The following is a 25,695-nucleotide window of genomic DNA, read 5'->3' as shown; positions in this document are numbered from 1 at the left end:
GCACAGGTGATGAACGGCGCGCACCCGCGGAGCCCGGACGGCCACTGGTACGACGACGCGGCAGGGCCCCTGGTGCGCCCGTACGCCATGACCGGCGGCCGCACCCGGCCCGGTGCGGCCGTCGCCGCCCTGGACCTCATCGCCCTGGTGCTCGCCGAACCCGGTGCCGCCGACGACCCCACGCTGGAGCCCGAGCACACAGCGTTGCTCGTGCTGTGCCGGGAAGAGCCCCTGTCGGTCGCGGAACTGGCGGCCGACGCCGACCTGCCGGTGGGCGTCGTACGCGTCCTCCTCGGCGACCTCCTGACGCTCGGCAGCGTACGGGTGAGCAATCCCGTACCGCCGGCGCACCTACCCGACGAGCGCATCCTGCGAGAGGTGATCAATGGACTCCGGGCACTCTGAGACGCCGGTCATGGCCCTGAAGATCCTCATCGCGGGGGGCTTCGGGGTCGGCAAGACCACCATGGTGGGCGCGGTGAGCGAGATCCGGCCGCTGCGCACCGAGGAGCAACTGACCGAGGCCGGGCGTCACGTGGACGACACCGGGGGAGTGGAGCGGAAGTCCACCACCACCGTGGCGATGGACTTCGGCAGGATCACCATCAGGGCGGGTCTGTCGCTGTACCTCTTCGGCACCCCCGGCCAGGACCGCTTCTGGTTCCTGTGGGACGAGCTGTCACAAGGGGCGCTCGGCGCGGTCGTGCTCGCCGACACCCGCCGCCTGGAGGACTGCTTCCCCGCCGTGGACTTCTTCGAGCACCGGAAGATCCCGTTCGCGGTCGCCGTCAACCGTTTCCCCGGCGCGCTGGAGCACCGCCCGGAGGACATCTCACGCGCCCTCGACCTGCAGGACGGCACCCCCGTCGTCCTCTGTGACGCACGGGATCGCGCATCGGGCAAGGAGGTGCTGATCGCCCTCGTCGAGCACGCCGGGCGGATGCACGCGGCACGTCTGCTGGAGTCGGTGCGCTGACGCTCCGTGGAGCAGCGGGGCACCCTAGCAGAACGGCGCCGCCGAAAAAGGAATTCACAGTGCATTGAGAGGCAGCCGAACCGGGTGCGTACAGGTGGCCAGACGGGGCGCACGGGCCCCGACGCCCCTACCGCGCAAGGAGTCCAGATGCACAAGCGGATCGGTGCCGCAGTCGCCGGAACGGCCGCTGCCCTCCTCCTCGTCACCGCCTGCGGCGGGTCGAACGGCTACGACCAGGCGAGCAGCGTGGCGCCGGCGGCCCAGCAACAGGACGCGGCCCAGTCGGCCACCTCGCAGCCCGGCTCCGGGACCACCTCCGGCGACTACGGGTACGACAGCGAGACCTCGGCCGACCCCTCCTCGGGCACCGACGACGGATACGCCGGCGGTACGGACGACAGCTCCGACGGCGGCAGCGCGGACGCCGCCTCCGACAAGAAGTGGCCCATCCTCTCCGTCGTCAACGACGCCAACCTGGGTGACATCCTCGTCGACTCCAAGGGCCGCACCCTGTACCGCTTCGACAAGGACACCGACTGGCCGATGGTGTCCAACTGCACCGGCGAGTGCCTCAAGAAGTGGCCGGCGGCCAAGCCCGTCACCAAGGCGCAGGCCGAGGCCGCCGGTCTCAACCCCAAGCTCGTCAGCACCTACACCCGTCCGGACGGCACCAAGCAGCTGTCGTACAACTGCTGGCCCGTCTACTGGTACACCGGTGACACCAAGCCCGGCGACACCAACGGTCACGGCGTGGGCGGCACCTGGTGGGCGATGGGCGCCAACGGCAAGAAGGCCAACGGCGGCAAGCCGATCCGCTGACCCGGGCGGGCGGCGGGCGCCCGACGCTCAGTCCGCCACACCGGACTCGGCGAGCACCTTGTCGATCCGCACCCGCACCAGGAGTTCACCGGGCACCCCATTGCGCGCCCCGAACTCCTCGGCGACGTCCTCGCCCATGTAGCGGGCGGCGAGCCGGGTGGCCCACTCCCGCAAGGGACCGGGCTCCTCGCTCACCTCAGCCCGTCCCCGCAGGACCACGTACGCGAACGGCGGCCGGTCATCGTCCACGCACAGGGCGACCCGGCCGTCGCGCGTGATGTTGCGGCCCTTGACCGTGTCCTTGCCCGTGTTGAACACGACGTCGTCGCCGTCCAGCAGGAACCAGACGGGCGCCACATGGGGCGTGCCGTCCGCCCGCGTCGTCGCCAGCTTCCCCGTACGCGTCCCGGCGGAGACGAAGGCCCGCCACTCTTCCTCGGTCATCCTGTGTCCCATGCCCCCATCCTGCCCCGGACGGCGGCGGACGGCCTCAGGACCCGCTGGAGGGGTGCGGCGGCTCGACCTCCTGGTAGAGCGGCACGTCCACCCGACCGCGCCGCAGCAGCCGGCGCCAGAGCACCGGGTCGTACTCCTGCGGCGTGGTGGTGGCGAGGAAGTCCTCCAGTACGTCGACGAAACGCCCGGGCGCGTCATGGTGCGGGAAATGCCCGGCGTCCTCGAACAGCTCCAGCCGGCTGCCCGGCATCGCGGTGTGCGCCCTCAGCGCATGACGCACCGGGATCACCGCGTCATGCTCGCCCCACATGATGAGGGTCGGCAGGCCCGCCGTCAGATAGCTGCGGTCCATCATCGTGATGACCTGCCCCCGCAGGTCCACGCCGGCGCGCAGGGTGCGCAGGAAGGCCTGACGCGCCTTGGGGCTGTCCAGCATGAGGTAGCGCTCCAGGACGTAGTCGAAGTCGTGGCGGCCCAGCCCGAGCCCTCCGGTGGTGCGCAGCAGCGGCGCGAGCAGCCGCAGCGCCCCGCGCACGGGCGGCGAAGTCGCCAGCGGCAGCGTCACTTCGGAACCCGGCCCCGCGGCGAGCCGCAGCAGCGGGTGCACCTCCGGCCCCAGACCGCCGCCGCCCACGATCACCAGGCGTTCGCACCGCTCCGGGAACTGGTAGGCGAACTGCATCGCCACGCCGGCCCCGAGCGAGTGGCCCACGACCGACACCCGGTCGACGTCCAGCACGCCCAGCAGGTCGCGCATGCCGCACGCGTAGGCCGCCACCGCGTAGTCGGCGCGGGGCTGCTCGCTGTCACCGTGGCCCAGCAGGTCCGGGGCGATGACCGTGTGCCGCCGCCCCAGCCGGGGCAGGATGTGCGCCCACGTCGCCGACGAGTCGCCGAGGCCGTGGATCAGCAGCAGCGGCGGCCCGCTGCCGCCCAGCCGGAACGCGCGCCGGTAGCCGTGGATGTCGCGATGGACCAGAGGAACGCCCTGAGAACCGTCCTCCGTGTCCGGGGCGGGACCGTAGACCCGGCGTACGACCTGTCCCCGTTCCATGCGTCCAGCGTGCGACAGCGGGGTTTCGCCCGCAATGCCGCGCCGTTAGCGCGGCGTGAACGCGCTTGCGGTCGGAGGGGTGGGGCCGGGCAGGGTACGTCGCTCCGTCGCGTCCCGCACCTGAGGGCGTCCGGTGGAAAGGGATTGTGAGATGTCACAGTCGGCGCCACGAAGGGGGCGTTCGTGGGTCAGACTGTGCCCCTCCCCATCGAACCCATGGTCGACCGAGGACCTCACGCATGCGCCTGCGCCCCCGCACCATCCGCACGCAACTCGTGGTACTTCTCCTGGTGCCGCTGCTCTCGCTGGCGGGTCTGTGGACATACAGCACCTTCACCTCGGTGCGCGGGGCCTTCGCCCTCATGGGGATCGCCGACACCTACCGCTACTACGGGACACCCGCGGACGACCTGGGGCGCGCCCTGCAGGTCGAGCGGCGCGTCGCCGTCGCCTATGTGGCGTCCGACGGCGCGAGCGGCGGGCCCGAGTTGGAGAGCGCCGAGCGCACCACCGACCGGCTGCTCGCGGTCGTCCGCGACCACGCGCGCGAGCAGGCGCAGGGAACCGAGCTCGACCTCGCCCAGCGGCAGCGGATCACCGAACTGATCACCGCCGCGAAGGACCTGGCGCCGCTGCGCGAGGACGTCCGGCAGCGCGACGTCGGCTGGTCGATGACGCTCCACCGCTACTCGGCTGTGATCGACCCCATCTTCCGGCTGCGCGGATCGCTCGCCGCGCTCCAGAGCGGCGAGGTCGCCCGGCAGGGCGGCTTCGTCATCGACCTGGTACGGGCCAGGGAACTGCTGTCCCGCGAGGACGCCATGCTCACCGCCGCGCAGCTCGGTCCCGCCATGACGGGCAGCCAGTACCGCGAGTTCATCGGCACCATCGACGGGCGCAAGCTGCTGCACTCCATCGTCGACCCGGAGTTGACCAAGGCCGCCAAGGAGCGGCTCGACGAGTTCGAGGGCGGCAGCGTCGCCTGGACGCTGGACTCCATGGAGGCCGCGGCGCGCGGGGCGGGCGCCAAGGACGTGGGCCTGGTCGTCTCCCAGGACCGCTGGCGCCAGAACGCGGACCGGGCCCTGGCCGAACTCAGCGACATCAACGTCGACGCCGCCCGCGAGGTCGGCGAGCGGGCCCGCGACGACGGCATGGACGTGCTCGTGCGGACCGGCGCGGTCAGCCTCGCCGGACTGTTCCTCGTCGTGCTGTCGGTCGTCATCTCCCTGCTCATCGGGCGCGGCATCGCCCGCCGCCTCACGCTGCTGCGCAACCAGGCCCTGGAGCTGTCCGGGAGGCGCCTGCCGGAGGTGCTCCGCAGGCTCCGCGCCGGCGAGGAACTCGACGACGCCGCGGTCGCGCGGGCCGCACCCGACCTGCGCTTCGGCGCCGACGAGATCGGACAGGTCGGCCGGGCCTTCAACAACGCCCAGCGTGCCGCCGTCCAGGCGGCCGTCGACCAGGAGAAGCTGCGCCGCGGGGTCTCCGCAGTCTTCACCAACCTGGCCCGCCGCAGCCAGGTGCTGCTGCACCGTCAGCTGACGCTGCTCGACGCCATGGAACGCCGCTCCGGAGACCCGGCGGACCTGGACGACCTGTTCCGTGTCGACCACATCGCCGTCCGCATGCGCCGGCACGCCGAGGGCCTGCTGATCCTCTCCGGCAACGCACCCGGCCGGGCCTGGCGCCGCCCGGTCCGGCTCGCGGAGGTGGCGCGTGCCGCGGTCGGCGAGGTCGAGCACTACCAGCGGGTCGTCGTCCGGCGCATGCCCCGGGTGGCGCTGACCGGCCCCGCGATCGCCGACGTGCTGCACCTGCTGGCGGAACTCATCGACAACGCCACCGCCTTCTCGCCGCCCGACACCAAGGTCGAGGTGCGCGGCGAGGTCGTCGCGGGTGGCTACGTCCTGGAGGTCGAGGACCGCGGCCTGGGCATGAGCGCCGAGCGGCTCGCCCAGGCCAACAACGAACTCGGCGAGGCCGGCGCGGGAACGGAGCTCCCGGAGACGGACCGGCTGGGCCTGTTCACCGTCGGGCGGCTCGCCGCGCGGCAGGGGGTGCGCGTCACCCTGCGCCGCGGGCGGTTCGACGGCACGGTCGCGGTGGTGTTCGTCCCGCAGTCGGTGCTCGTGGACGCCTCGGGCGACGACCTGGAGACCGGCGAGCAGGTGCTCCGCCCGCGGGCCGTGCCCGAGCCGCCGGGGACGGACCGGGCCGACACGGCGCCGCGCACACCACGGCCGCGGCGGGGACCGACCAGGCCGCGCGAGGAGGGGCGCACCGGGACGGGGTTGCCGAAGCGGCAGCGGCAGGCCAGTCTCGTAGCGCAACTGAGGGACGACGGGGCGCACCAGAGCCCGGCGGAGTCGCTTGGCGGGGGAGACGAAAGGGAACGATCTCCGGAAGAAGCTCGTTCCACCATCACGGCGTTCGCCCGCGGCCTGGCCCGCGGCAGGGACGCCGCAGCACCGCAAGGGACAGCGGAGACCGGGGAGAACGGGGGATGACGGTGAGCAGTGGACTCACATGGCTGATGGACGATCTGACAGAGCGGGTGCCGCACGTCAGGCACGCGCTGGTGCTCTCCGGCGACGGTCTGGTGACCGGGGCGAGCACCAGTCTGGACCGTGCCACGGCCGAGCACCTGGCCGCCGTCTCGTCCGGGTTCCACAGCCTCGCCAAGGGCGCGGGCCGGCACTTCGACGCGGGCGGCGTGCGGCAGACGATGGTCGAGTTCGACGACGGCTTCCTGTTCGTCACGGCCGCGGGCGAGGGCAGTTGCCTGTCGGTGCTCAGCGGTGTGCAGGCCGACGTCGGGCAGATCGCCTACGAGATGACCCTCATGGTCCACCGGGTCGGTGAACACCTCGGTGTCACGCCGCGCCGGCACGACGCGGCGGCACCGGGGGAGTGATGAAGCATGAACCCGAGCCCGCCGGGAGACGAGGGCGCGCTCTGGTATGACGACGAGGCCGGTCCGATGGTGCGCGCCTACACCATCACCGGCGGCCGCACCCGGCCGGACTCCGACGGTGACGTCGACCTGATCGCCGTCATGGTCCCGGCCGTCGGTAAGGCCCCGGACGACCACCTCGACGAGGAGCACCTGGCCCTCCTGGACCTGTGCCGGGACAGCCCGCTCACCGTGGCCGAACTGGCCGCGGACGCCGACCTCGCGCTCGGCGTCGTCCGCGTGCTGCTCGGCGACCTCCTCCGGGACGGCCACCTGCGGGCCATCCGGCCCGTGCCGCCGGCCGAACTGCCCGACGTGGGGCTGCTCAAGGACGTCATCGACGGCCTGCGCGCCCTGTGAGCCGGGCCGCCGCTGCGGCGGCGTTGTCGGACCCCGGGCGTACGGTGAGCGCATGGAGGGGATCACGTACGTCCGGGGGGACGCCACCGCGCCGCAGGGCAAGGGCGTCAAGCTGATCGTCCACGTCTGCAACGACCTGGGCGGCTGGGGCAAGGGATTCGTGGTCGCGCTCTCCCGCCGCTGGCCGGAACCCGAGGCCGCGTACCGGCGGTGGCACCGCGAGCGCGCCCGCAACGACTTCGCCCTGGGTGCCGTCCAGTTCGTCCGCGTCGGCGAGTGGGTCTGGGTGGCCAATCTCGTCGGGCAGCGCGGCATCCGCAGAGGCAGCCAAGGCGTGCCCGTGCGGTACGAGGCGATCGACGCGGGGCTGGCCCTGGTGGCGGAGAAGGCGGCGGAGCTGGGCGCGTCCGTGCACATGCCGCGCATCGGGTGCGGGCTCGCGGGCGGCCGGTGGGAGCGGGTCGCGCCGTCGGTCGAGGGGCGGCTCGTGCGCCGTGGGATCTCCGTGACCGTGTACGACCACGGGGCGTGACGCGGAGTTATCCACAGGCCCGGGCGGATGTCGCCGGGAGGACCTATCGTCGTGACTGTCAGTGATGAGTCGCTACGGAAGGTCAGGGGGAGTGGCATGGCTGTCAAGGAGACCGTCGTCCGGGAGGCGCTCGGCATGCAGCGCGCCCGGGAGGAACTGTGCCTGGAAGCCGAGGAGTTCGAGGTCGCGCTGCAGACCGGCGAGGTACGCACGGCACCGGCCGTCGGCGGGCGCCGACGTGTCGTGCGGGAGGACGTGGACCGGCTGCGCGCGGAGGAGGGCTTTCCCGACCGGCTGCGCGCGCGGCTGGAGTTGGTGGGCAGCATCGAGGGCGCGGCGCTGATCGGGATCAGCCGGGAGCGCTTCACCCGGCTCGCCAAGGGAGGCTTCCTCCGCCCCGTCCGCTGGTACGTCAACCGCTACCGCGCCGTGGTGTGGCTCTACCTCGCCGAGGACGTACGGCGGTTCGCCCGGACCCATCCCGCCCTGCTGGAGGGCAGGCTGCCCGCCGAGCTGCGCGACGCCCTCGACGAGGGCGAGGACCACCGCGCCCGCGGCTGGCGGGCCCGCCGTGTCGAGGAACTCGTGCGCGACGCGGAGGGCGCCTGGGGCGAGGCGGCCGCCTGGTCCGCCCTGCTCGGCCCGGAACTGGCCGCCGACGCGGTGCCGGACACCCGAGAGCGGGCCTACCTGCGCCGGCTCTGCCCGGCGCTCCCACCGGGGAGTACGGGCGCCTACGCCACACGTGAGCTCATCGAGGCCCAGACCGTCGCCGGCCACCCCGACGAGATCACCTTCGCCCAGGTCTCGCTCGCCGACGCGCTCCTCAGAGCCCGTACCTCCCGCCCCGCCCCGCGTCCCGAGCGTGCCACCCCAGCCGACATCCCAGCCGTCACCCCAGGCCCGCCGATCGCCCCGCCGCCCCCTGCCCCGCCTCCCCCACCGCCCACGGCGCCGCGCAGCCGCTGGCGACGCCTCCTCGGACTGGGGTGACGGGACAGCCCCTCACACCGCGTGCCACCAGGCGGTGATGACGACGTCGTGACCGATCGACTCGTCGAGGGCGGGCGCGGTGGAGTGCAAGGCCGACGATGCACCGAAAAGCAGGTGCGACGGGGTGGCGACAGGGGTGAGACTGCTCGGGCCGGCCGGCGCCCGTCGAGTGCCCGCCATCCCCTTCATCTCCGAGGAGCCCGCGCTTGCAGGGTGTTGTCACCGTCTCGCCTTCCCAGGTGCCCGAGCTGCTGCTCAACCTGGCCACCGTCCGCCCGGTCTTCCTGTGGGGCGCCCCGGGCATCGGGAAGTCCTCCCTGGTCAGGGAGTTCGCTGACTCTCTGGGACTGGACTGCGTGAGTCTCATCGGGACGCAGCTGGCTCCGGAGGACCTCATCGGCGTACCGCAGATCGTCGACGGCCGCTCGCGTTTCTGTCCCCCGGAGACGATCGCCCGCGACGAGCCGTACTGCCTCTTCCTCGACGAGCTGAACGCGGCCACCCCCGATGTCCAGAAGGCTTTCTACTCGCTGATCCTCGACCGCCGCATCGGCTCGTACGAGCTGCCGCCCGGCAGCATCGTGATCGGTGCGGGCAACCGTGCCACCGACAACGCGCTGGCACGGCCGATGGCATCCGCCCTGGTCAACCGGCTCGCGCACGTCCATCTGCGGGCCTCCGCGGGGGACTGGCTGGTCTGGGCGGCGGGCGCGGGTATCCATCCGTGGATCACCGACCACCTCACCGACCGGCCGGACCACCTGTGGTCCGCGCCGCCCAAGACCGAGGAGCCGTTCTCCACCCCGCGCGCCTGGCACATGCTCTCCGACGCGCTGCACTCCTTCGGACCCGCTCTGGACGAGGAGACGTTGAAGGTGCTGGCCTACGGGACGCTCACCCCGGCGCATGCCACGGCCTTCTGCGGTTACGTCAAGATCGTCCGGCACTCGTACGGGCTGGACGCCATCCTCAAGGGGGACGCTTCCTGGCCGCGCCGCATCGAGGACCGCGACCTGCTCTACTACCTCGCCGATTCCTTCCGCGGGCGTCTGATCAAGGAGTTGCCGGCGCAGCGGGAGCACGCGTCCCCGACCGTGCGGCAGATGGCCTACCGGGCCAAGTCGCTGCTGGTGCAGTTGGCGGAGATCTCGGTCGAGGTCGCCCAGACCGTGATCGCCGACGGTGACGACGACAACCCGGTGCTGCCCTCCTGGTTCCTGCTGGAGGCCGCCCGCGACATGCCGCGTCTGGTCGAGGCGCGCCGGTGAGCGGCGCGCGCGGCGACAGGTCCCGGGCGCGGTCGGCACCCCGCAAGGACCCTGCGGCCGAGGCGTTCGCCGCCGGCGTCGACCTGCTGCGCCGCAACACCGCCCTCGCCGCGCTCTCCGCCGTCAACGGCCGTCTGTGCCGCAGCGAGGAGTGCGAGGAGCACCCTCGCGACGGCTGGGCCTCCGTCACCTCCAACGGCCTCGTGCACGCCGACCCCCTGCGCCGCGCGGACCCGCAGGAGTGGGCCTGGGTGCTGGCGCACTGCCTCCTGCACCTGGGCTTCGGGCACGTGCCGGCCGCCAGGGGCCCGCGAGAGCAGCCCGACCGGTTCGACGTCGCCGCCCGCTGCGCCGTGGTCAACCGCTTCCTGGACACCTTCCCCGTGGGCCGGGCGCCCGTCGCGCTGCCCCCGGTGTTCCCGGACGGCGACGAGGAACAACTGGCCGCACGCTGGCGCCGCGACGGCATCCCCGCCGGGTTCGCGGCGTGCGGCACCGCAGGCCCGCAGCCGGACCAGGTGCTCCACCCCTGGCAACCGTCCTGGAGCGCGCCGGAGGACTGGACCGTCGCCTTCGCGAGCGCCCTGACCCGGACGATGTCGGCGGCCATGGACGTCGCCGGAGGCCGCCGCGAGGAGCTCACCGGTGCCCGGCGCCCGCTGCGTCCCTGGGAGCGCGCCCTGAGCTGGTTCGTCTCCTCCTACCCGCTGCTCGGCGGCATCGCCGCCGGGATGACCCTGGTCGCCGACGCCGAACTCGCCCGCGCCCAGCGGATCTCGGTGGCGGCGGTCAACGCAGAGGCGGGGGAGATCTACCTCAACCCCCTGTGCCGGTTCACCGACGAGGAATGGCGGTTCATCCTCGCCCACGAGATGCTGCACGCCGCGCTGCGCCACGGCGACCGCCGGGGCGGCCGGGACCCGTACCTGTTCAACGTCGCCGCCGACTACGTGATCAACGGCTGGCTGCTGGAGATGGGCGTCGGGCAGATGCCCGAGGGGCTGTTGCACGACCCCGCCCTGGCCGGACTGTCCAGCGAGGAGGTCTACGACCGCATCGCGCGGGACGAGCGGCGGTTGCGCCGTCTCGCCACGCTGCGCGGCAAGGGCCTCGGGGACGTGCTCGGGGAGCCGCTGCCGCGCCCCGGGGAGACCGCCCCCACGTGGGTCGACCTGGACGAGTTCTACCGGCGCGGGCTGCTCCAGGGTTTCGAACTGCACCACCGCGAGCGCGGACTCCTGCCCGCCGGACTCGTCGAGGAGATCCGCGCGCTGTCCCACCCACCGCTGCCGTGGGACGCCAGGCTCGCCCGCTGGTTCGACGAGTACGTGCCCCGTCCCGAGGCGGTGCGCAGTTTCGCCCGCCCGGCCCGTCGGCAGGCGTCCACACCGGACATCCCCCGGGCCGGCCGCAGCCATCCGCCGCAGGAAGTGGCCCGCTGCACCTTCGGCGTGGTGCTGGACACCTCCGGGTCCATGAGCCGGGCGCTGCTCGGCAAGGCGCTCGGCGCCATCGCGTCCTACGCCACCGCCCGTGACGTGACCGCCGCCCGCGTGGTGTTCTGCGACGCCGCCCCCTTCGACGCGGGCTACCTGGCGGTGACCGAGATCGCCCACCGGGTACGCGTCAGGGGCCGTGGCGGCACCGTGCTGCAGCCCGGTGTCGACCTCCTCCAGCGCGCCCCGGACTTCCCGCCGGCGGCCCCGGTCCTGCTGATCACGGACGGCGACTGCGACGTCCTGCGGATACGCCGCGAACACGCCTTCCTGATCCCCCGGGACGCCCGCCTTCCGTTCACGCCCAAGGGACCGGTCTTCCGCATGCGCTGAGGCCCGGTCGGCGCAAAGCGGCCCCCGGCGCCGGAGCCGGAACCAGAACCGGAACCGGAGCCGGTACCCGACGGGCACCGGCTCCCGGGACCCTCAGCCGCCGTGCTTCCGGAACAGCCCCTCCTGGACGACGGAGACCAGAAGGCGGCCCTCGCGGTCGTAGATGCGGCCGCGGGCCAGGCCGCGCGCGCCGGTCGCGACGGGGGACTCCTGGTCGTACAGGAACCACTCGTCGGCACGGAACGGCCGGTGGAACCACATCGCGTGGTCCAGGGAGGCCATGTCGAAGCCGCGCGGCCCCCACAGCGGCTCGACCGGTACGCGCACGGCGTCCAGCAGCATCATGTCGCTGGCGTAGGTGAGTGCGCAGGTGTGCACCAGCGGGTCGTCGCCGAGCGGACCCACCGCGCGCATCCAGACCGCGCTGCGCGGCTCGGCGCCCTCGATCTCCTCGGCGGTCCAGCGCAGGCGGTCCACGTAGCGGATGTCGAACGGCTGCCGTCGCGCCATCCGCTCCAACTGCTCGGGCAGTTCGCCGAGGTGTTCGCGCAGTTCGTCGCTCAGCTTCGGCAGGCTCTCCGGGTCCGGGACCTCGCGCACAGGCAGCTGGTGCTCGAACCCGGGCTCCGGCACGTGGAAGGAGGCGGTCAGGTTGAAGATCGTCCGGCCTTGCTGCACCGCGACCACGCGCCGCGTCGTGAAGGAGCGGCCGTCGCGGATCCGCTCCACCTGGTACACGATCGGCATCCCGGGGCGCCCCGGGCGCAGGAAGTACGCGTGCAGGGAGTGCACCGGACGGCTGCCGTCCGTGGTGCGCCCGGCCGCGACCAGCGCCTGGCCCGCCACCTGTCCGCCGAACACCCGCTGGAGGCGTTCCTGGGGGCTCTGCCCGCGGAAGATGTCCTCCTCGATCCTCTCCAGGTCGAGGAGGTCCACCAGCCGCTCGGCGGGGTTGGTCATCGGGCGTGCTCCTTCGTGCGGGTGCTCGTCCTCGCGGTCACAGCGCGCCCACGGCCGTCACCTTGACCACCGCGCGGCCCTCCTCGTCGGAGGCGGTGAGGTCGATCTCGGCGGAGATGCCCCAGTCGTGGTCGCCGTCGGGGTCCGCGAAGGTCTGGCGGACCTTCCACAGCCCCTCGTCGGGACGCTCCTCGATCTGCAGCAGCTTCGGGCCGCGCGCGTCGGGCCCGGTGCCCAGGTCCTCGTACTCGTCCCAGTAGGCGTCCATGGCCTCGGCCCAGGCGTCGGCGTCCCAGCCGGACCCGGCGTCCATCTCGCCGAGTTCGCCGAACCGCTCCAGCGCGGCCAGCTCCACCCGGCGGAACAGGGCGTTGCGTACCAGGACCCGGAAGGCCCGGGCGTTGGCCGTGACGGGCTTGACCTGGTCGGCCCGCTCCTGGGCCTCCTCGGCCGTCATCTCACCGGGGTTGGCGAGCTGCTCCCACTCGTCCAGCAGGCTGGAGTCGACCTGACGGACCAGCTCGCCGAGCCAGGCGATCAGGTCCTGCAGGTCCTCGGACTTCAGGTCGTCCGGGACGGTGTGCTCCAGCGCCTTGTACGCGCTCGCCAGGTAGCGCAGCACGATGCCCTCGGTCCGGGCGAGCTCGTAGTGGGAGACGAACTCGGTGAAGGTCATCGCCCGTTCGTACATGTCGCGTACGACCGACTTGGGCGACAGCGGGTGGTCGCCGACCCACGGGTGGCTCTTGCGGTAGACGCCGTAGGCGTGCGACAGCACCTCCTCCAGCGGCTTGGGGTAGGAGATGTCCTGGAGCCGCTCCATCCGCTCCTCGTACTCCACCCCGTCGGCCTTCATGGCGGCGACGGCCTCGCCGCGCGCCTTGTTCTCCTGGGCGGCGAGGATCTGCCGGGGGTCGTCGAGCGTCGACTCGATCACCGACAGCATGTCCAGCGCGTAGGAGGGCGAGTCCGGGTCCAGCAGCTCGAACGCGGCCAGCGCGAAGGTGGACAGCGGCTGGTTGAGCGCGAAGTCCTGCTGCAGGTCCACCGTCAGCCGGACGATGCGCCCCTCCTCGTCGGGCTCGTCCAGCCGCTCCACGACCCCGCCGGCCAGCAGTGAGCGGTAGATCGCGATGGCCCGCCGGATGTGCCGCAGCTGGGACCTGCGGTCCTCGTGGTTGTCCTCCAGCAGCCGCCGCATCGCGTCGAAGGCGTTGCCGGGGCGGGCGATGACCGACAGCAGCATCGCGTGGGTGACCCGGAACCGGGAGGTCAGCGGCTCGGGATCGGAGGCGATGAGCTTCTCGAAGGTGCTCTCCGTCCACCCGACGAAGCCCTCGGGCGCCTTCTTGCGCACCACCTTGCGGCGCTTCTTGGGGTCCTCGCCGGCCTTCGCGAGGGCCTTCTCGTTCTCGATCACGTGCTCCGGCGCCTGGGCGACCACGAAGCCCGACGTGTCGAAGCCGGCCCGCCCGGCGCGGCCCGCGATCTGGTGGAACTCACGGGAGCGCAGCACACGGACGCGGCTGCCGTCGTACTTGGTGAGGGCGGTGAAGAGCACCGTGCGGATGGGCACGTTGACGCCGACACCGAGGGTGTCCGTGCCGCAGATGACCTTCAACAGGCCCGCCTGCGCCAGCTTCTCCACCAGGCGCCGGTACTTGGGCAGCATGCCGGCGTGGTGCACCCCGATGCCGTGCCGGACGTAACGCGACAGGTTGCGGCCGAACTTCGTGGTGAAGCGGAAGTTCCCGATGAGTTCCGCGATGGCGTCCTTCTCGGCGCGCGTGCACATGTTGATGCTCATCAGCGCCTGCGCCCGCTCCACGGCCGCCGCCTGCGTGAAGTGCACGATGTAGACCGGGGCCTGGCGGGTCTCCAGCAGCTCGGTCAGCGTCTCGGTGAGCGGGGTCAGCCGGTACTCGTACGACAGCGGGACCGGCCGCGTCGACGAGCGCACGACGGACGTGGGCCGGCCGGTACGGCGGGTGAGGTCCTTCTCGAAGCGCGTGACGTCGCCGAGCGTCGCCGACATCAGCAGGAACTGCGCCTGCGGCAGCTCCAGCAGGGGGATCTGCCATGCCCAGCCCCGGTCCGGCTCGGCGTAGAAGTGGAACTCGTCCATGACGACCTGGCCGATGTCCGCGTCCTTGCCGTCCCGGAGCGCTATCGACGCCAGCACCTCCGCCGTGCAGCAGATGACGGGCGCGTCCGGGTTGACGGAGGCGTCGCCGGTCAGCATGCCGACGTTCTCGGTGCCGAAGAGCTTGCACAGGTCGAAGAACTTCTCCGACACCAGCGCCTTGATCGGGGCGGTGTAGAAGGTGACCTCGTCCCGGGCGAGCGCGGCGAAGTGCGCACCGGCCGCGACCAGGCTCTTCCCCGAGCCGGTGGGGGTGGACAGGATGACGTTCGCCCCCGAGACCACCTCGATCAGCGCTTCCTCCTGAGCGGGGTAGAGGGAGATGCCCCGGCCCTCCGCCCAGGACGAGAAGGCCTCGAAGAGGGCGTCGGGATCGGGCTCTGCAGGCAGCTGATCGATGAGGGTCACACCCCCATCTTGCCTGTCCCCGGGACCAGGGGAGGAACCGGCGGTACGGAGGAAGATCGACCGGCGGTATGGTGTGCCGTCGATTACGCGTCAACTCCGCCTGCAGGCGGGTCGAAAGGGGCGGGGCACACCATGATGGGACCGGCGCACTCTATCTCCGGAGCGGCGGCATGGCTGGGGGTGGGAGCACTCGCCGCCGCGCTCGACCACCCGATGCCCTGGCCGACGCTCGTGGTCGGCGCACTGATCTGTGCCGGCGCCGCCCTCGCCCCCGACCTCGACCACAAGGCGGCCACGATATCGCGTGCCTTCGGGCCGGTCTCCCGGTGGTTCTGCGAGATCATCGACAAGCTCTCGTACGCGACCTACAAGGCCACGCGCAAGGCGGGTGACCCGCGCCGTTCCGGTGGTCACCGCACACTGACCCATACCTGGGTGTGGGCCGTCGCGATCGGCGGGGGCGCCTCGCTGATCGCCGTGTACGGCGGGCGCTGGGGGGTCCTGGCGATCCTGTTCGTGCACGCCGTGCTCGCCGTCGAGGGACTGCTGTGGCGGCAGGCCCGGGTCTCCAGCGACATCCTGGTATGGCTGCTCGGCGCCACCAGCGCCTGGGTGCTGGCCGACGTGCTGGACGGCACCGAGAACGGCAAGGGCTGGCTGTTCACCGAGCCCGGGCAGCAGTACCTGTGGATCGGTATCCCCATCGTGCTCGGCGCCCTCGTGCACTGCATCGGCGACGCCCTGACCGTCTCGGGCTGCCCGATCCTGTGGCCCATCCCGATCGGTCGCAAGCGCTGGTTCCCGCTGGGCCCGCCGAAGGCCATGCGGTTCCGCGCGGGCAGCTGGGTCGAGATCAAGGTGCTCACGCCGATCTTCTTCGCCGCCGGCGGACTGGGCGCGCTGGGGGCACTCGGCATCTTCGGCGGCTGAGCCCGCCGCCCCGCCACCCCCGTGGCCCCGGCCGTCGCAGGACGGCCGGGGCCAGGCGGATCACCACGGACGGGTTCCGGCCTCACCGTGCCAGGACCGCCACAGGGCGGCGTAGGCGCCGTCGGCCTCCACCAACTGGTGGTGGCTGCCCAGCTCGCTGATCCGGCCGTCCTCGACCACCGCGATCAGGTCCGCGTCGTGTGCGGTGTGCAGCCGGTGCGCGATGGCCACCACGGTCCTGCCGTCCAGCACACGGGCCAGCGACCGTTCCAGATGGCGGGCCGCGCGCGGGTCCAGCAGCGAGGTGGCCTCGTCCAGCACCAGGGTGTGCGGGTCGGCGAGGACCAGTCGCGCCAGCGCCACCTGCTGCGCCTGGGCCGGGGTCAGCGCCGCGCCACCCGAGCCGACCTCGGTGTCCAGGCCTTCGTCGAGCGCCCGTGCCCAGCCCTCGGCGTCGACCGCGGTGAGCGCCGCCCACAGCTCGTCGTCACCCGCTCCCGCGCGGGCCAGCAGCAGGTTGTCGCGGAGCGTGCCGACGAAGACGTGGTGCTCCTGGTTGACCAGGGCCACGTGCTCGCGGACCCGTTCCGCCGGCATCCGGGCCAGCTGGGCGCCGCCCAGGGTGATCTCGCCGGCCCGCGGGCTGTAGATCCCGGCCAGCAGCCGCCCCAGCGTCGACTTGCCCGCCCCCGACGGGCCGACCAGGGCCAGCCGGGTGCCGGGGCGGACCCGCAGGCTCACCCCGTGCAGCACGTCGCTGCCGGCGCGGTAGCCGAAGCGCACCTCGTCGGCGTGGACGTCGCGGCCGTCCGGCGCCACCCGCTCGTCCCCGGCGCCCTGCTCGACCTCCCGGACGCCGACCAGCCGGGCCAGCGACACCTGGGCCACCTGCAGCTCGTCGTACCAGCGCAGGATGAGGTTGATCGGGTCGACCAGCATCTGCGCGTACAGCGCGCCCGTCGTCAGCTCGCCCACCGTCACGCGGCCGTGCAGGACCAGCGTTCCGCCGATCAGCAGCACCGCCGCGAGGATCAGCATGTACGTCACGTTGATCACCGGGAAGAGCACGCTGCGCAGCCACATCGTGTAGCGCTCCCACGCCACCCACTGGCGGATGCGGATGCGCGACAGCTCCTCGCGGCGGTCGCCGAGCCGGTGCGCCTCGATGGTGCGCCCGGCGTCCACCGACTCCGCCAGGACCGCCGAGACGGCCGCGTAGCCGGCGGCCTCCGATCGGTACGCCCGCGGCGCGCGCCGGAAGTACCAGCGGCAGCCGGCGAGCAGCACCGGTACGGCCACCAGCACCGCCAGTGCCAGCGGCGGCGAGGTGACCGTCAGCGCGCCGAGCAGCAGGCCGCTCCACACCACGGCGATCGCCAGCTGCGGTACGGCCTCCCGCATCGCGTTGGACAGCCGGTCGATGTCGGTGGTGATGCGGGAGAGCAGGTCGCCCGTGCCCGCCCGCTCCAGGACGCCGGGGGGCAGCCCCACGGACCGTACGAGGAAGTCCTCGCGCAGGTCCGCCAGCATCCGCTCGCCCAGGATCGCGCCGCGCAGCCGCACCTCCCGGACGAACACCGTCTGCACGGCGAGCGCGACGGCGAACAGTGCCATGGTGCGTCCGATGTGCAGGTCGCGGCGGCCCGCCGCCAGGTCCTCGACGAGGCCGCCCAGCAGATAGGGGCCGACCATCGAGGCGACGACGGCCACGGTGTTCACCGAGACGAGCACGGCGAACGCACCCCGGTGCCGCCGGGCCAGCTCGCCGACGTAACCGCGCACCGTGGCGGGCGAGCCCACCGGCAGGGTCGTCACGTGCCGTGGCGCGGCCGGGTCGTACTCCGGCGGTTTCACGCCGATCATGCGGTTTCCTCGGCTTTCTCGAGACGTGCGGATTCCTCGGGCGCCTGCTCGGTCTCGCGGGTGACCACCGCGCGGTAGCCGAGGTCGGCCCGGAGCAGTTCGCGGTGCGTGCCGGACGCGCGCACCGTGCCGTCCTCGACGAACACCACCCGGTCGGCGCGGTCCAGCAGCAGCGGACTGGAGGTGAGGACCACCGTCGTCCGGTCGGCGCGCAGCACCCTGATGCCCTGGGCGATCCGGGCCTCGGTGTGCGTGTCGACGGCGCTGGTCGGCTCGTCCAGCACCAGCACCTCCGGATCGGCGACGAGCGACCGGGCCAGCGCCAGCCGCTGCCGCTGGCCGCCGGACAGGGACCGTCCGCGCTCGGTGATGCGGGAGCGCATCGGGTCCCCCGAGTCGTCCACCGAGGCCTGGGCCAGTGCGTCGAGCACGTCGCCGCACTGCGCCGCCGCGAGGGCCTCGGCCGCGGTGACCTGGCCGGAGGCGGGCACGTCCAGCAGTTGGGTCAGCGTTCCCGACAGCAGCACCGGGTCCTTGTCCTGGACCAGCACGGCCGCGCGGGCCGCCGCGAGCGGCAGGTCGTCCAGTGCCGTCCCGCCGAGCAGCACCGAGGGGACGTCCCCGGTCCCGGCCGGGCTGTGCCCGCCCAGCCGGTCGGCGAGGGCACCGGCCGCGTCCGGGTCCCCGCACACCACGGCGGTCAGTTCCCCGGCCGGGGCGAGCAGCCCCGTCAGCGGGTCGTGGAGGTCGCCCGCCGGCAGCGGTCCCGTGCCCGCCGTGACTCCGCCGACGTCGCCCGCGGTGTCTCGCCGCAGTGCCAGCACGGCGGCGGCGCGCTTGGCGGACGGCCGGGAGAAGGAGTACGCCATCGCGATCTCCTCGAAGCCCCGCAGCGGGAACAGCAGGAAGACCACCGTCCCGTAGACGGTGACCAGTTCGCCCACCGTGATCCGTCCGTCCAGCGCCAGCCGCGCGCCGTACCAGGTCACCGCGAGCAGCAGCAGGCCGGGCAGGGCCACTTGCACGGCGCTGATCAGCGCCCACATCCGGGCGTTGCGGACGGCGGCGCTGCGGACCTCCTGCGAGGCCCGCCGGTAGCGGGACAGGAACAGCTCCTCGCCGCCGATGCCGCGCAGCACCCGCAGTCCGGCCACGGTGTCGGAGGCGAGTTCCGTGGCCTTGCCCGCCTTGGCCCGCTGCTCGTCGGCGCGCCGCGTCGCGTGCGGCAGCAACGGCAGCACCGACAGGGCCAGTACGGGGACACCCGCGGCCACGATCAGCCCCAGCTCGGGCCGGTACACCAGCAGGGCGACGGTGACGCCGACGGTCGCCAGCAGGGAGCAGGCGAAGCGGGCCAGCGCCTCGACGAACCAGCCGATCTTCTCGACGTCGCCGGTGCTCACCGCGACGACCTCGCCCGCCGCGACCCGTCGGGTGAGCAGCGAGCCCAGTTCCAGGGTCTTGCGCGACAGCAGGAGCTGCACCCGGGCGGCCGCGGAGATCCAGTTGGTGACGGCGGTGCGGTGCAGCATGGTGTCGCCGACGGCGGTCACGACGCCAAGGGCGAGGATCAGGCCGCCCGCGAGCGCGAGCCGTCCGCCGGAGCCGTCGACGACGGCCTGCACGGCGATGCCGACGGCGGCCGGGAAGCAGGCCACGGCCGCCATGTGGAGGGTGCCCCACAGCGTGGCCTTGATCTGGCCGCCGATCTGGCGCCGTTCAAGCCAGAGCAGGAAACGGAAGCCGGAGCGGGTGTCGGGGACACCCGGGTCGGCATGGGGGAGAGCGCGTAGCGACATGACGTCCCGACATCGATGCTGGGGTGGGAGGAGACGTGCCAGCGTCGCGTCACCGAGGTGACGAATTCAACCCGTTTTTTCCGGGGCGGGGCGGAACGGGACACGGTCCGCATCCGTCCTCACCGAAGGGTGCGAAGATGGGACGCGACTTCAGGGAAGAGGGGCGGTTCGAGTGAGGCGTGGGGCGGGGACGGTGGCCGTCGCGGCGGCGCTGGTGCTGCTCGCCGGCTGTGCCGGTGGCGCGGAGGAGCATCGGGACACGTCGGGGCACGCCGTGAAGCAGCCGCCGCGCGCCACCCAGGCGGCCGCCACGCGTGGGATACCGGGCGTCGGCCCCGCGCTGCGCTCCCGCGTCCCCGCCGGCTCCCGCCAGGTCGTCGCGGTGTACGGGGAGGCCGCGGGATCGGCCGACTCGACCATCGTGCTGTACACCCGGCAGGGCGACCTGTGGAAGCGCGAGCGCTCGTGGTCCGGGCACAACGGCAAGGGCGGCTGGACGACCGACCACCACGAGGGGGACAAGAAGAGCCCCGTGGGTGTCTTCACGCTCTCGGACGCGGGCGGTGTCCTGCCCGAGCCGCAGGCCAGGCTCCCGTACCACCACTCGTCCGCCTTCGCCGCGCCGCGGTCGTGGTCCCGGTCGCACTGGCACGACTTCGACCTCGTCATCGCCATCGACTACAACCGGGTCAAGGGCACCTCCCCGCTGGATCCCACCCGCCCCCAGGGCCAGTCCAAGGGCGGCAGCATCTGGCTGCACATGGACCACGGCAGCGGCACGTCGGCGTGCGTCAGCCAGTCCAAGGCCGACATGGAGTACCTGCTGCGCACGCTCGATCCGGCGCTGCACCCGGTCGTGGTGATGGGGGACCGGGAGCACCTGGCGGCCTGACGGCAGTTCGGCCTGCCCTTCCGCACGGACGGTAGGCCCTCTGCAAGAGCGAAGCAGACTGTTTCCGCAAGAAGTTGAAAGTTTTTCCACGCGACGTATTGACGCTACCCGTCCGCGGGGCCAGTCTCCTACCCGGAGTTCCCACGGGCGGGAACTCCGCCCCCACACTCGATGGCCCGGCGCGTGGCTGTCTTCGGGGCACCTTTGTGCCCGAACACGAAGGAGCCGCACCATGAGATCGCGTTTTCTGCGCGCGGGTCTGGCCGCCCTGCTCAGCACGGCCGGGCTCGTCGGCGTCTCGCAGCAGCCGGCCCAGGCAGCACCGCCCGGAAGCAAGGACGTCACCGCCACCCTCTTCGAGTGGAAGTTCGCCTCGGTCGCCAAGGAGTGCACCAACACCCTCGGCCCGGCCGGGTACGGCTACGTCGAGGTGTCGCCGCCCCAGGAGCACGTCCAGGGCGCGCAGTGGTGGACCTCCTACCAGCCCGTCAGCTACCGCATAGCGGGCCGGCTGGGTGACGGGACGGCCTTCAAGAACATGGTCGATACCTGTCACGCGGCCGGGGTCAAGGTCATCGCCGACGCCGTCGTCAACCACATGAGCGCCGGCTCGGGCACCGGCACCGGAGGCACGTCGTACGGCAAGTACACCTACCCGGGGTACTACCAGGACCAGGACTTCCACTCCTGCCGGACGAACATCTCCGACTACACCAACCGCGACAACGTCCAGAACTGCGAACTCGTCGGGCTCTCGGACCTGAACACCGGCAGCGACTACGTGCGCTCGACCATCGCCGCGTACCTGAACGGCCTCATCGCGCTGGGCGTCGACGGATTCCGCATCGACGCGGCCAAGCACATCGCGGCGGCCGATCTCTCCGCGATCAAGGCCAAGCTCAGCAACCCCTCCGTCTTCTGGGCGCAGGAGGTCATCTACGGTTCCGGGGAGGCCGTGCAGCCCGGCGAGTACACCGGCACCGGTGACGTCGACGCCTTCCAGGGCGCCTACGACCTCAAGCGGATCTTCACCGGCGAGAAGCTCGCCTACCTCGGCAACTGGGGCGCGTCATGGGGTGCGGGCTACCTCGCGAGCGGCAGTTCGCGCACCTTCGTCGACAACTGGGACACCGAGCGCAACGGTTCGACCCTCACCTACAAGGCGGGCGCGACCTACACCCTGGCCAACGTCTACATGCTGGCCTGGCCCTACGGCTCGCCCAACGTGTACTCCGGCTACGAGTTCTCCGACAACGACGCGGGCCCGCCCAACGGCGGCACCGTCAACGCCTGCTACAGCGACGGCTGGAAGTGCCAGCACGCCTGGCCGCAGATCGCGGGCATGGTCGGCTTCCGCAACGCGGTCGCCGGCACCGCGGTGACCAACTGGTGGTCCAACGGCAACAACGCCATCGCCTTCGGGCGCGGCAGCAAGGGCTACGTCGCGATCAACCACGAGAGCGGTTCCCTCACGCAGACCTTCACCACCTCGCTGCCCGCCGGCACCTATTGCGACGTGCAGCACAGCGGCGCCACCTACACCGTCGGCTCGGACGGCAGGTTCACCGCCACCATCGGCGCCAACGACGCGGTGGCGCTCTACACCGGCGCCCCCTGCGGCAGCGGAGGCGGCGGCACGACGCCCGCGAGCGGTGCGTCCTTCTCGGTCAACGCCACCACGGTGTGGGGCCAGAACGTCTACGTCGTCGGCAACAACGCCGCCCTCGGCAACTGGAACACCGGCAACGCCCTGCCGCTGTCCTCGGTGGCCTACCCGGTGTGGAAGCTCGACGTCTCCATGGGCGCGGGCACGTCCTTCGAGTACAAGTACATCAAGAAGGACGGCAGCGGGAACGTCACCTGGGAGTCCGGCGGCAACCGTACGGCGACCGTCCCCGCGAGCGGCAAGGTGACGCTGGGCGACACCTGGCGGGCCTGACCCCTCCCTGCGCTCCAGCGCCTCAGCAGCGACCCGGCGCGGTGTCCAGGACGGCGAGCAACGCCGTCAGGGCATCGCGCTGGTCCGTGTCCAGGGGGGAGAGCAGTTCCTCGGCCGCCGCCCGGCGGGCGCGACGCAGCCGCCGCACGGCGTCGTCGCCCTCCTCGGTGAGCTCGATGCGCACCACCCTGCGGTTGACCGGGTCGGGCGCCCTGCGAACCAGCCCCCGCTCCTCCAGGGCGTCGGTCAGGCTCGTCACCGCGCGCGGTACGACGTCCAGCCGCTCGGCCAGGTCGGCCATCCGGGGCGCGGTCCCGCTCTTGAGGCTGTGCGCGACCGTGCGCAGCATGCGTGCCTGGGCCGGGGTGATGCCCACCGGCTCCAGGTGCCGCCGCTGTGCGCGGTGCAGCCGGCGGGTCAGCCACAGCAGCTGGTCGGCGAGGCGCCCGGTGCTCTCGTCGGCGTCCGCGGTGGACGTGCGGGATTCCATGGTCAGAGGGTATCAGGATGCGGTTCATTGTGAGTATAGGTAACAATGAACTACACTCTCATCGCCTTGACATGCCCGGACCTTTCGGAGGCCCTTTGCACCCCGATCAATCCCCGCGGTGGACCCCACCGCCCAAGGACCCCGCCCGACCCACCGACGTGCGCCGCGTCCTGCGGCTCTTCCGTCCCTACCGTGCCCGCCTGACCGTCGTCGGGCTCCTCGTCGGTGCCGCCTCACTCGTCTCGGTCGCCTCGCCCTTCATGCTGCGCGAGATCCTCGACACCGCGATCCCGCAGGGCCGCACCGGGTTGCTGAGCCTGCTCGCCCTCGGCATGATCGCCACCGCCGTCCTCAACAGCGTCTTCGGCGTCCTGCAGACCCTGATCTCCACAACGGTCGGCCAGCGCGTCATGCACGACCTGCGCACCGCCGTCTACGAGCAACTGCAGCGCATGTCGCTCGCCTTCTTCACCCGGACCCGCACCGGAGAGGTGCAGTCCCGCATCGCCAACGACATCGGCGGCATGCAGGCCACCGTCACCTCCACCGCGACCTCGCTCGTGTCCAACCTCACCAGTGTCGTGGCCACCGTCGTCGCGATGATCGCCCTGGACTGGCGCCTGACCATCGCCTCCCTGCTGCTGCTCCCGGTCTTCGTGTGGATCAGCCGCCGGGTCGGCACCGAGCGCAAGAAGATCACCACCCAGCGCCAGAAGCAGATGGCCGCGATGTCCGCCATCGTCACCGAGTCGCTGTCCGTCAGCGGCATCCTCCTCGGCCGCACCATGGGACGCGCCGACTCCCTGACCCGCTCCTTCGCAGAGGAGTCGGACCGGCTGGTCGACCTCGAGGTGCGCTCCAACATGGCCGGCCGCTGGCGGATGTCCACCATCGGCGTCGTCATGGCCGCCATGCCCGCGCTCATCTACTGGATCGCCGGCATCGCCGTCAGCGGAGCGGGCGGGGCGGTGTCGATCGGCACGCTCGTCGCCTTCGTCTCGCTCCAGCAGGGCCTGTTCCGGCCCACCGTCAGCCTGCTGTCGACCGGTGTCCAGGTGCAGACCTCGCTCGCGCTCTTCCAGCGCATCTTCGAGTACCTCGACCTGCCCGTCGACATCACCGAGAAGGACGACCCCGTACGCCTCCCGCGGGTCCGCGGCGACATCCGCTTCGAGGGCGTCGGCTTCTCCTACGACCCGGCCACGCCCGGGCGCACCCTCGACGGCATCGACCTGACGGTCCCGGCCGGCGGCAGCCTCGCCGTCGTCGGCGCCACCGGCTCCGGCAAGAGCACCCTCAGCTACCTCGTGCCCCGGCTGTACGACGTCACCGAGGGCCGCGTCACGCTCGACGGCGTCGACGTCCGCGACCTCGCCTTCGACACGCTCGCCGCATCGGTCGGCGTCGTGTCGCAGGAGACGTACCTCTTCCACGCGTCGGTCGCCGAGAACCTGCGCTTCGCCAAGCCCGACGCCACCGACGAGGAGATCGTCGCCGCCGCCCGCGCCGCGCAGATCCACGACCACATCGCGGGGCTGCCCGACGGCTACGACACCGTCGTCGGCGAACGCGGCTACCGCTTCTCCGGCGGCGAGAAGCAGCGCCTGGCCATCGCGCGGACGATCCTGCGCGACCCGCCGGTCCTGATCCTCGACGAGGCCACCAGCGCGCTGGACACCCGTACCGAGCACGCCGTCCAGGACGCCATCGACGCCCTCTCGGCGGGCCGTACGACCCTCACCATCGCCCACCGGCTGTCCACCGTCCGCGACGCCGACCAGATCGTCGTCCTCGACCACGGCCGGATCGTGGAACGCGGCAGCCACGACGAACTGCTCGCCCTGGACGGCCGCTACGCCGCCCTGGTCCGCCGTGACGCCCAACTCGTCCATACGGCATGATCCTCGGCCATGGAACCCATCGCGGGGGCGGAACTCCCCGGCTACCGGCAGATCGAGGCGGACGCCTGGACCAATGACCACGGCGACCTCGTCAGCCTGCACTGGTTCGACGTGCCGCCGGACATCCCCGCGCCCCTGGAGGACCTGCCGCGCCTGCGCCACGCCCTGGCCCACTACACGGCCGGGGCGGGCGGCGGCCTCATCGAGGCCGACGTCCTGCACCTGGGAACGGTCCCCACGTTGCGCCAGGTCATCAAGGTCCCCCTGCCGGACCGCCCCACCGGCCAGGCGTTCCTCGGCAGCTACACCCTGCCCCGGGCCTCCTGCAGCGCCGTCGTGAAGGTCCAGGCCCTGGAGCAGGGCACCACCGGCGTCCGGGAGGCGCAGGTGCTCATCGAACTCGGCCCCGAGCGCTACTTCATGCCGCACCCGTACGCCTCCGACCTGCGGCAGGGCCTGCCCTTCCACTGGGGCGACGCCCCCCACTACGACGCGCACTTCCCCGACCACCCGCTCACCCGGGTCCGGGACGCACTGGCCCAGCTCGCCGTCTCGCTCCAGGTGGCCCCGGAGTACGCGGCCCTGCCTCCCTTCGCGGGACCGGCCGCCACCACGCCGTAGACCCGGGTGAGCAAGCGCACATCCCGCCCGCGGCGATCGTCCGCCCGGTGCCCGGCACCGGCGCTAGGGTGAGCGGCGCCGCGCAGACCGCAGGAGGTAACCGATGGCCGCGTCCGACCGTTCCGCCGTGCTGCTGGCCAGGTTGCTCGCCACCACGGGCACCGCCCACTTCGTGGCGCCCCGGCCCTTCGACGCGGTCGTCCCGCGCGTCCTGCCCGGCGAGCCCCGCACCTGGACCTACGTCAGCGGCGCGGTGGAACTGGCGCTCGCCGCGGGCATCGCACTGCCCCGTACCCGCCGGGCGAGCGCCCTGCTGGCGGCGGGCTTCTTCACCGCCGTGCTGCCGGCCAACGTGAAGATGGCCCGGGACTGGCGCGACCGGCCCGCGCCCCTGCGGAACGCCGCCTACGCCCGGCTGCCGCTCCAGGCACCGCTGGTGCTGTGGGCCCTGAAGGTGAGCCGCGACAGCCGCCCCTGACCGGTCCACGGGGCGTTGTCGGTGCTCC

Annotated in this window: 24 protein-coding genes; 16 read left to right on the top strand and 8 right to left on the bottom strand. The window is 72.3% G+C overall.

Annotated elements, in window-relative coordinates:
- Positions 1-9 precede the first annotated feature (9 nt).
- The 3 genes from ACFYYN_RS22840 (at position 10) to ACFYYN_RS22830 (ending at position 1,795) form a co-directional block, all read left to right on the top strand.
- Entirely contained in the window at positions 10-405 is a 396-nt protein-coding gene (locus ACFYYN_RS22840) for a DUF742 domain-containing protein (protein ID WP_500547307.1), read from the top strand.
- On the top strand, positions 386-976 hold the full coding sequence (locus tag ACFYYN_RS22835) for a GTP-binding protein (RefSeq protein WP_500323245.1): 591 nt from the start codon (positions 386-388) through the stop codon (positions 974-976). Before ACFYYN_RS22840 ends, ACFYYN_RS22835 begins: the two co-directional genes overlap by 20 nt.
- A gap of 147 nt (positions 977-1,123) precedes the next feature.
- Positions 1,124-1,795: a hypothetical protein gene (locus ACFYYN_RS22830; protein WP_500547306.1), complete on the top strand. Its 672-nt coding sequence runs from the start codon at positions 1,124-1,126 to the stop codon at positions 1,793-1,795.
- A 27-nt stretch (positions 1,796-1,822) separates the two neighbouring features.
- On the opposite strand, the gene ACFYYN_RS22825 is transcribed toward ACFYYN_RS22830, so the two are convergent.
- Both ACFYYN_RS22825 and ACFYYN_RS22820 read right to left on the bottom strand, forming a co-directional pair.
- Complete coding sequence (locus ACFYYN_RS22825) at positions 1,823-2,251, bottom strand: PPOX class F420-dependent oxidoreductase (protein WP_500323247.1); 429 nt, start codon at positions 2,249-2,251, stop codon at positions 1,823-1,825.
- Positions 2,252-2,285: 34 nt separating this feature from the next.
- Positions 2,286-3,305 (bottom strand): alpha/beta fold hydrolase, encoded by a 1,020-nt coding sequence (locus ACFYYN_RS22820; RefSeq protein ID WP_500547305.1) that lies wholly within the window; start codon positions 3,303-3,305, stop codon positions 2,286-2,288.
- A 239-nt stretch (positions 3,306-3,544) separates the two neighbouring features.
- On the opposite strand from ACFYYN_RS22820, the gene ACFYYN_RS22815 reads away from it, so the two are divergent.
- From ACFYYN_RS22815 to ACFYYN_RS22795, 5 genes are all read left to right on the top strand, one after another.
- A complete protein-coding gene (locus tag ACFYYN_RS22815) occupies positions 3,545-5,815 on the top strand; it encodes a sensor histidine kinase (protein ID WP_500323249.1) in 2,271 nt (756 codons plus the stop codon).
- On the top strand, positions 5,812-6,222 hold the full coding sequence (locus ACFYYN_RS22810) for a roadblock/LC7 domain-containing protein (RefSeq protein WP_018562311.1): 411 nt from the start codon (positions 5,812-5,814) through the stop codon (positions 6,220-6,222). Before ACFYYN_RS22815 ends, ACFYYN_RS22810 begins: the two co-directional genes overlap by 4 nt.
- 6 nt (positions 6,223-6,228) lie before the next feature.
- Positions 6,229-6,621, top strand: a complete 393-nt coding sequence (locus ACFYYN_RS22805; protein WP_500323250.1) for a DUF742 domain-containing protein — start codon at positions 6,229-6,231, stop codon at positions 6,619-6,621.
- 52 nt (positions 6,622-6,673) lie between these two features.
- Positions 6,674-7,153: a macro domain-containing protein gene (locus ACFYYN_RS22800; RefSeq protein WP_500547304.1), complete on the top strand. Its 480-nt coding sequence runs from the start codon at positions 6,674-6,676 to the stop codon at positions 7,151-7,153.
- 96 nt (positions 7,154-7,249) lie between these two features.
- Positions 7,250-8,146, top strand: coding sequence for a DUF6397 family protein (locus tag ACFYYN_RS22795; RefSeq protein ID WP_500547303.1), 897 nt, complete (start codon positions 7,250-7,252; stop codon positions 8,144-8,146).
- A 12-nt stretch (positions 8,147-8,158) separates the two neighbouring features.
- Here the strand turns inward: ACFYYN_RS22795 and ACFYYN_RS22790 are convergent, their stop codons facing one another.
- The gene (locus ACFYYN_RS22790; protein WP_500547302.1) at positions 8,159-8,326 is read right to left on the bottom strand and encodes a hypothetical protein; all 168 of its coding nucleotides are present in this window, start codon (positions 8,324-8,326) and stop codon (positions 8,159-8,161) included.
- A 26-nt stretch (positions 8,327-8,352) separates the two neighbouring features.
- Between ACFYYN_RS22790 and ACFYYN_RS22785 the strand changes: the two genes are divergently transcribed.
- Together ACFYYN_RS22785 and ACFYYN_RS22780 are read left to right on the top strand one after the other, a co-directional pair.
- Positions 8,353-9,414 (top strand): ATP-binding protein, encoded by a 1,062-nt coding sequence (locus tag ACFYYN_RS22785; protein ID WP_500547301.1) that lies wholly within the window; start codon positions 8,353-8,355, stop codon positions 9,412-9,414.
- Complete coding sequence (locus tag ACFYYN_RS22780) at positions 9,411-11,243, top strand: vWA domain-containing protein (protein ID WP_500547300.1); 1,833 nt, start codon at positions 9,411-9,413, stop codon at positions 11,241-11,243. Before ACFYYN_RS22785 ends, ACFYYN_RS22780 begins: the two co-directional genes overlap by 4 nt.
- A 93-nt stretch (positions 11,244-11,336) precedes the next feature.
- On the opposite strand, the gene ACFYYN_RS22775 is transcribed toward ACFYYN_RS22780, so the two are convergent.
- Together ACFYYN_RS22775 and ACFYYN_RS22770 are read right to left on the bottom strand one after the other, a co-directional pair.
- Entirely contained in the window at positions 11,337-12,203 is an 867-nt protein-coding gene (locus ACFYYN_RS22775; protein ID WP_500547299.1) for an acyl-CoA thioesterase, read from the bottom strand.
- A gap of 37 nt (positions 12,204-12,240) precedes the next feature.
- Complete coding sequence (locus ACFYYN_RS22770) at positions 12,241-14,754, bottom strand: DEAD/DEAH box helicase (RefSeq protein WP_500323257.1); 2,514 nt, start codon at positions 14,752-14,754, stop codon at positions 12,241-12,243.
- A 132-nt stretch (positions 14,755-14,886) separates the two neighbouring features.
- Here ACFYYN_RS22770 and ACFYYN_RS22765 point away from each other — a divergent pair, with 132 nt between their 5' ends.
- Positions 14,887-15,684, top strand: coding sequence for a metal-dependent hydrolase (locus ACFYYN_RS22765; RefSeq protein ID WP_500323259.1), 798 nt, complete (start codon positions 14,887-14,889; stop codon positions 15,682-15,684).
- A 60-nt stretch (positions 15,685-15,744) separates the two neighbouring features.
- On the opposite strand, the gene ACFYYN_RS22760 is transcribed toward ACFYYN_RS22765, so the two are convergent.
- Together ACFYYN_RS22760 and ACFYYN_RS22755 are read right to left on the bottom strand one after the other, a co-directional pair.
- Positions 15,745-17,547 (bottom strand): ABC transporter ATP-binding protein, encoded by a 1,803-nt coding sequence (locus tag ACFYYN_RS22760; protein ID WP_500547298.1) that lies wholly within the window; start codon positions 17,545-17,547, stop codon positions 15,745-15,747.
- Positions 17,544-19,346 carry an ABC transporter transmembrane domain-containing protein gene (locus ACFYYN_RS22755; protein ID WP_500547297.1) on the bottom strand — a complete coding sequence of 601 codons (1,803 nt, stop codon included), beginning with the start codon at positions 19,344-19,346 and terminating at the stop codon, positions 17,544-17,546. The genes ACFYYN_RS22760 and ACFYYN_RS22755 overlap by 4 nt, the downstream gene beginning before the upstream one ends.
- A gap of 172 nt (positions 19,347-19,518) precedes the next feature.
- On the opposite strand from ACFYYN_RS22755, the gene ACFYYN_RS22750 reads away from it, so the two are divergent.
- Both ACFYYN_RS22750 and ACFYYN_RS22745 read left to right on the top strand, forming a co-directional pair.
- The gene (locus tag ACFYYN_RS22750; RefSeq protein ID WP_500547296.1) at positions 19,519-20,238 is read left to right on the top strand and encodes a L,D-transpeptidase family protein; all 720 of its coding nucleotides are present in this window, start codon (positions 19,519-19,521) and stop codon (positions 20,236-20,238) included.
- 232 nt (positions 20,239-20,470) lie between these two features.
- Positions 20,471-22,177, top strand: a complete 1,707-nt coding sequence (locus ACFYYN_RS22745; RefSeq protein ID WP_500547295.1) for a carbohydrate-binding module family 20 domain-containing protein — start codon at positions 20,471-20,473, stop codon at positions 22,175-22,177.
- A gap of 22 nt (positions 22,178-22,199) precedes the next feature.
- Here ACFYYN_RS22745 and ACFYYN_RS22740 read toward each other — a convergent pair whose 3' ends face one another.
- Positions 22,200-22,667 carry a MarR family winged helix-turn-helix transcriptional regulator gene (locus ACFYYN_RS22740; RefSeq protein ID WP_500547294.1) on the bottom strand — a complete coding sequence of 156 codons (468 nt, stop codon included), beginning with the start codon at positions 22,665-22,667 and terminating at the stop codon, positions 22,200-22,202.
- 95 nt (positions 22,668-22,762) lie between these two features.
- On the opposite strand from ACFYYN_RS22740, the gene ACFYYN_RS22735 reads away from it, so the two are divergent.
- From ACFYYN_RS22735 to ACFYYN_RS22725, 3 genes are all read left to right on the top strand, one after another.
- Positions 22,763-24,568, top strand: a complete 1,806-nt coding sequence (locus tag ACFYYN_RS22735) for an ABC transporter ATP-binding protein (protein WP_500547293.1) — start codon at positions 22,763-22,765, stop codon at positions 24,566-24,568.
- Positions 24,569-24,577: 9 nt separating this feature from the next.
- A complete protein-coding gene (locus ACFYYN_RS22730; RefSeq protein WP_500323266.1) occupies positions 24,578-25,189 on the top strand; it encodes a hypothetical protein in 612 nt (203 codons plus the stop codon).
- 103 nt (positions 25,190-25,292) lie between these two features.
- Positions 25,293-25,667, top strand: coding sequence for a DoxX family protein (locus ACFYYN_RS22725; RefSeq protein WP_500323267.1), 375 nt, complete (start codon positions 25,293-25,295; stop codon positions 25,665-25,667).
- The last annotated feature ends 28 nt before the right edge of the window (positions 25,668-25,695 follow it).

Source organism: Streptomyces sp. NPDC001902 (genome assembly GCF_042891295.1).
Taxonomy (GTDB): Bacteria; Actinomycetota; Actinomycetes; order Streptomycetales; family Streptomycetaceae; genus Actinacidiphila.
Note: the sequence above shows the minus strand (reverse complement) of the source record. Positions and strands in the feature narration are given on the sequence as shown.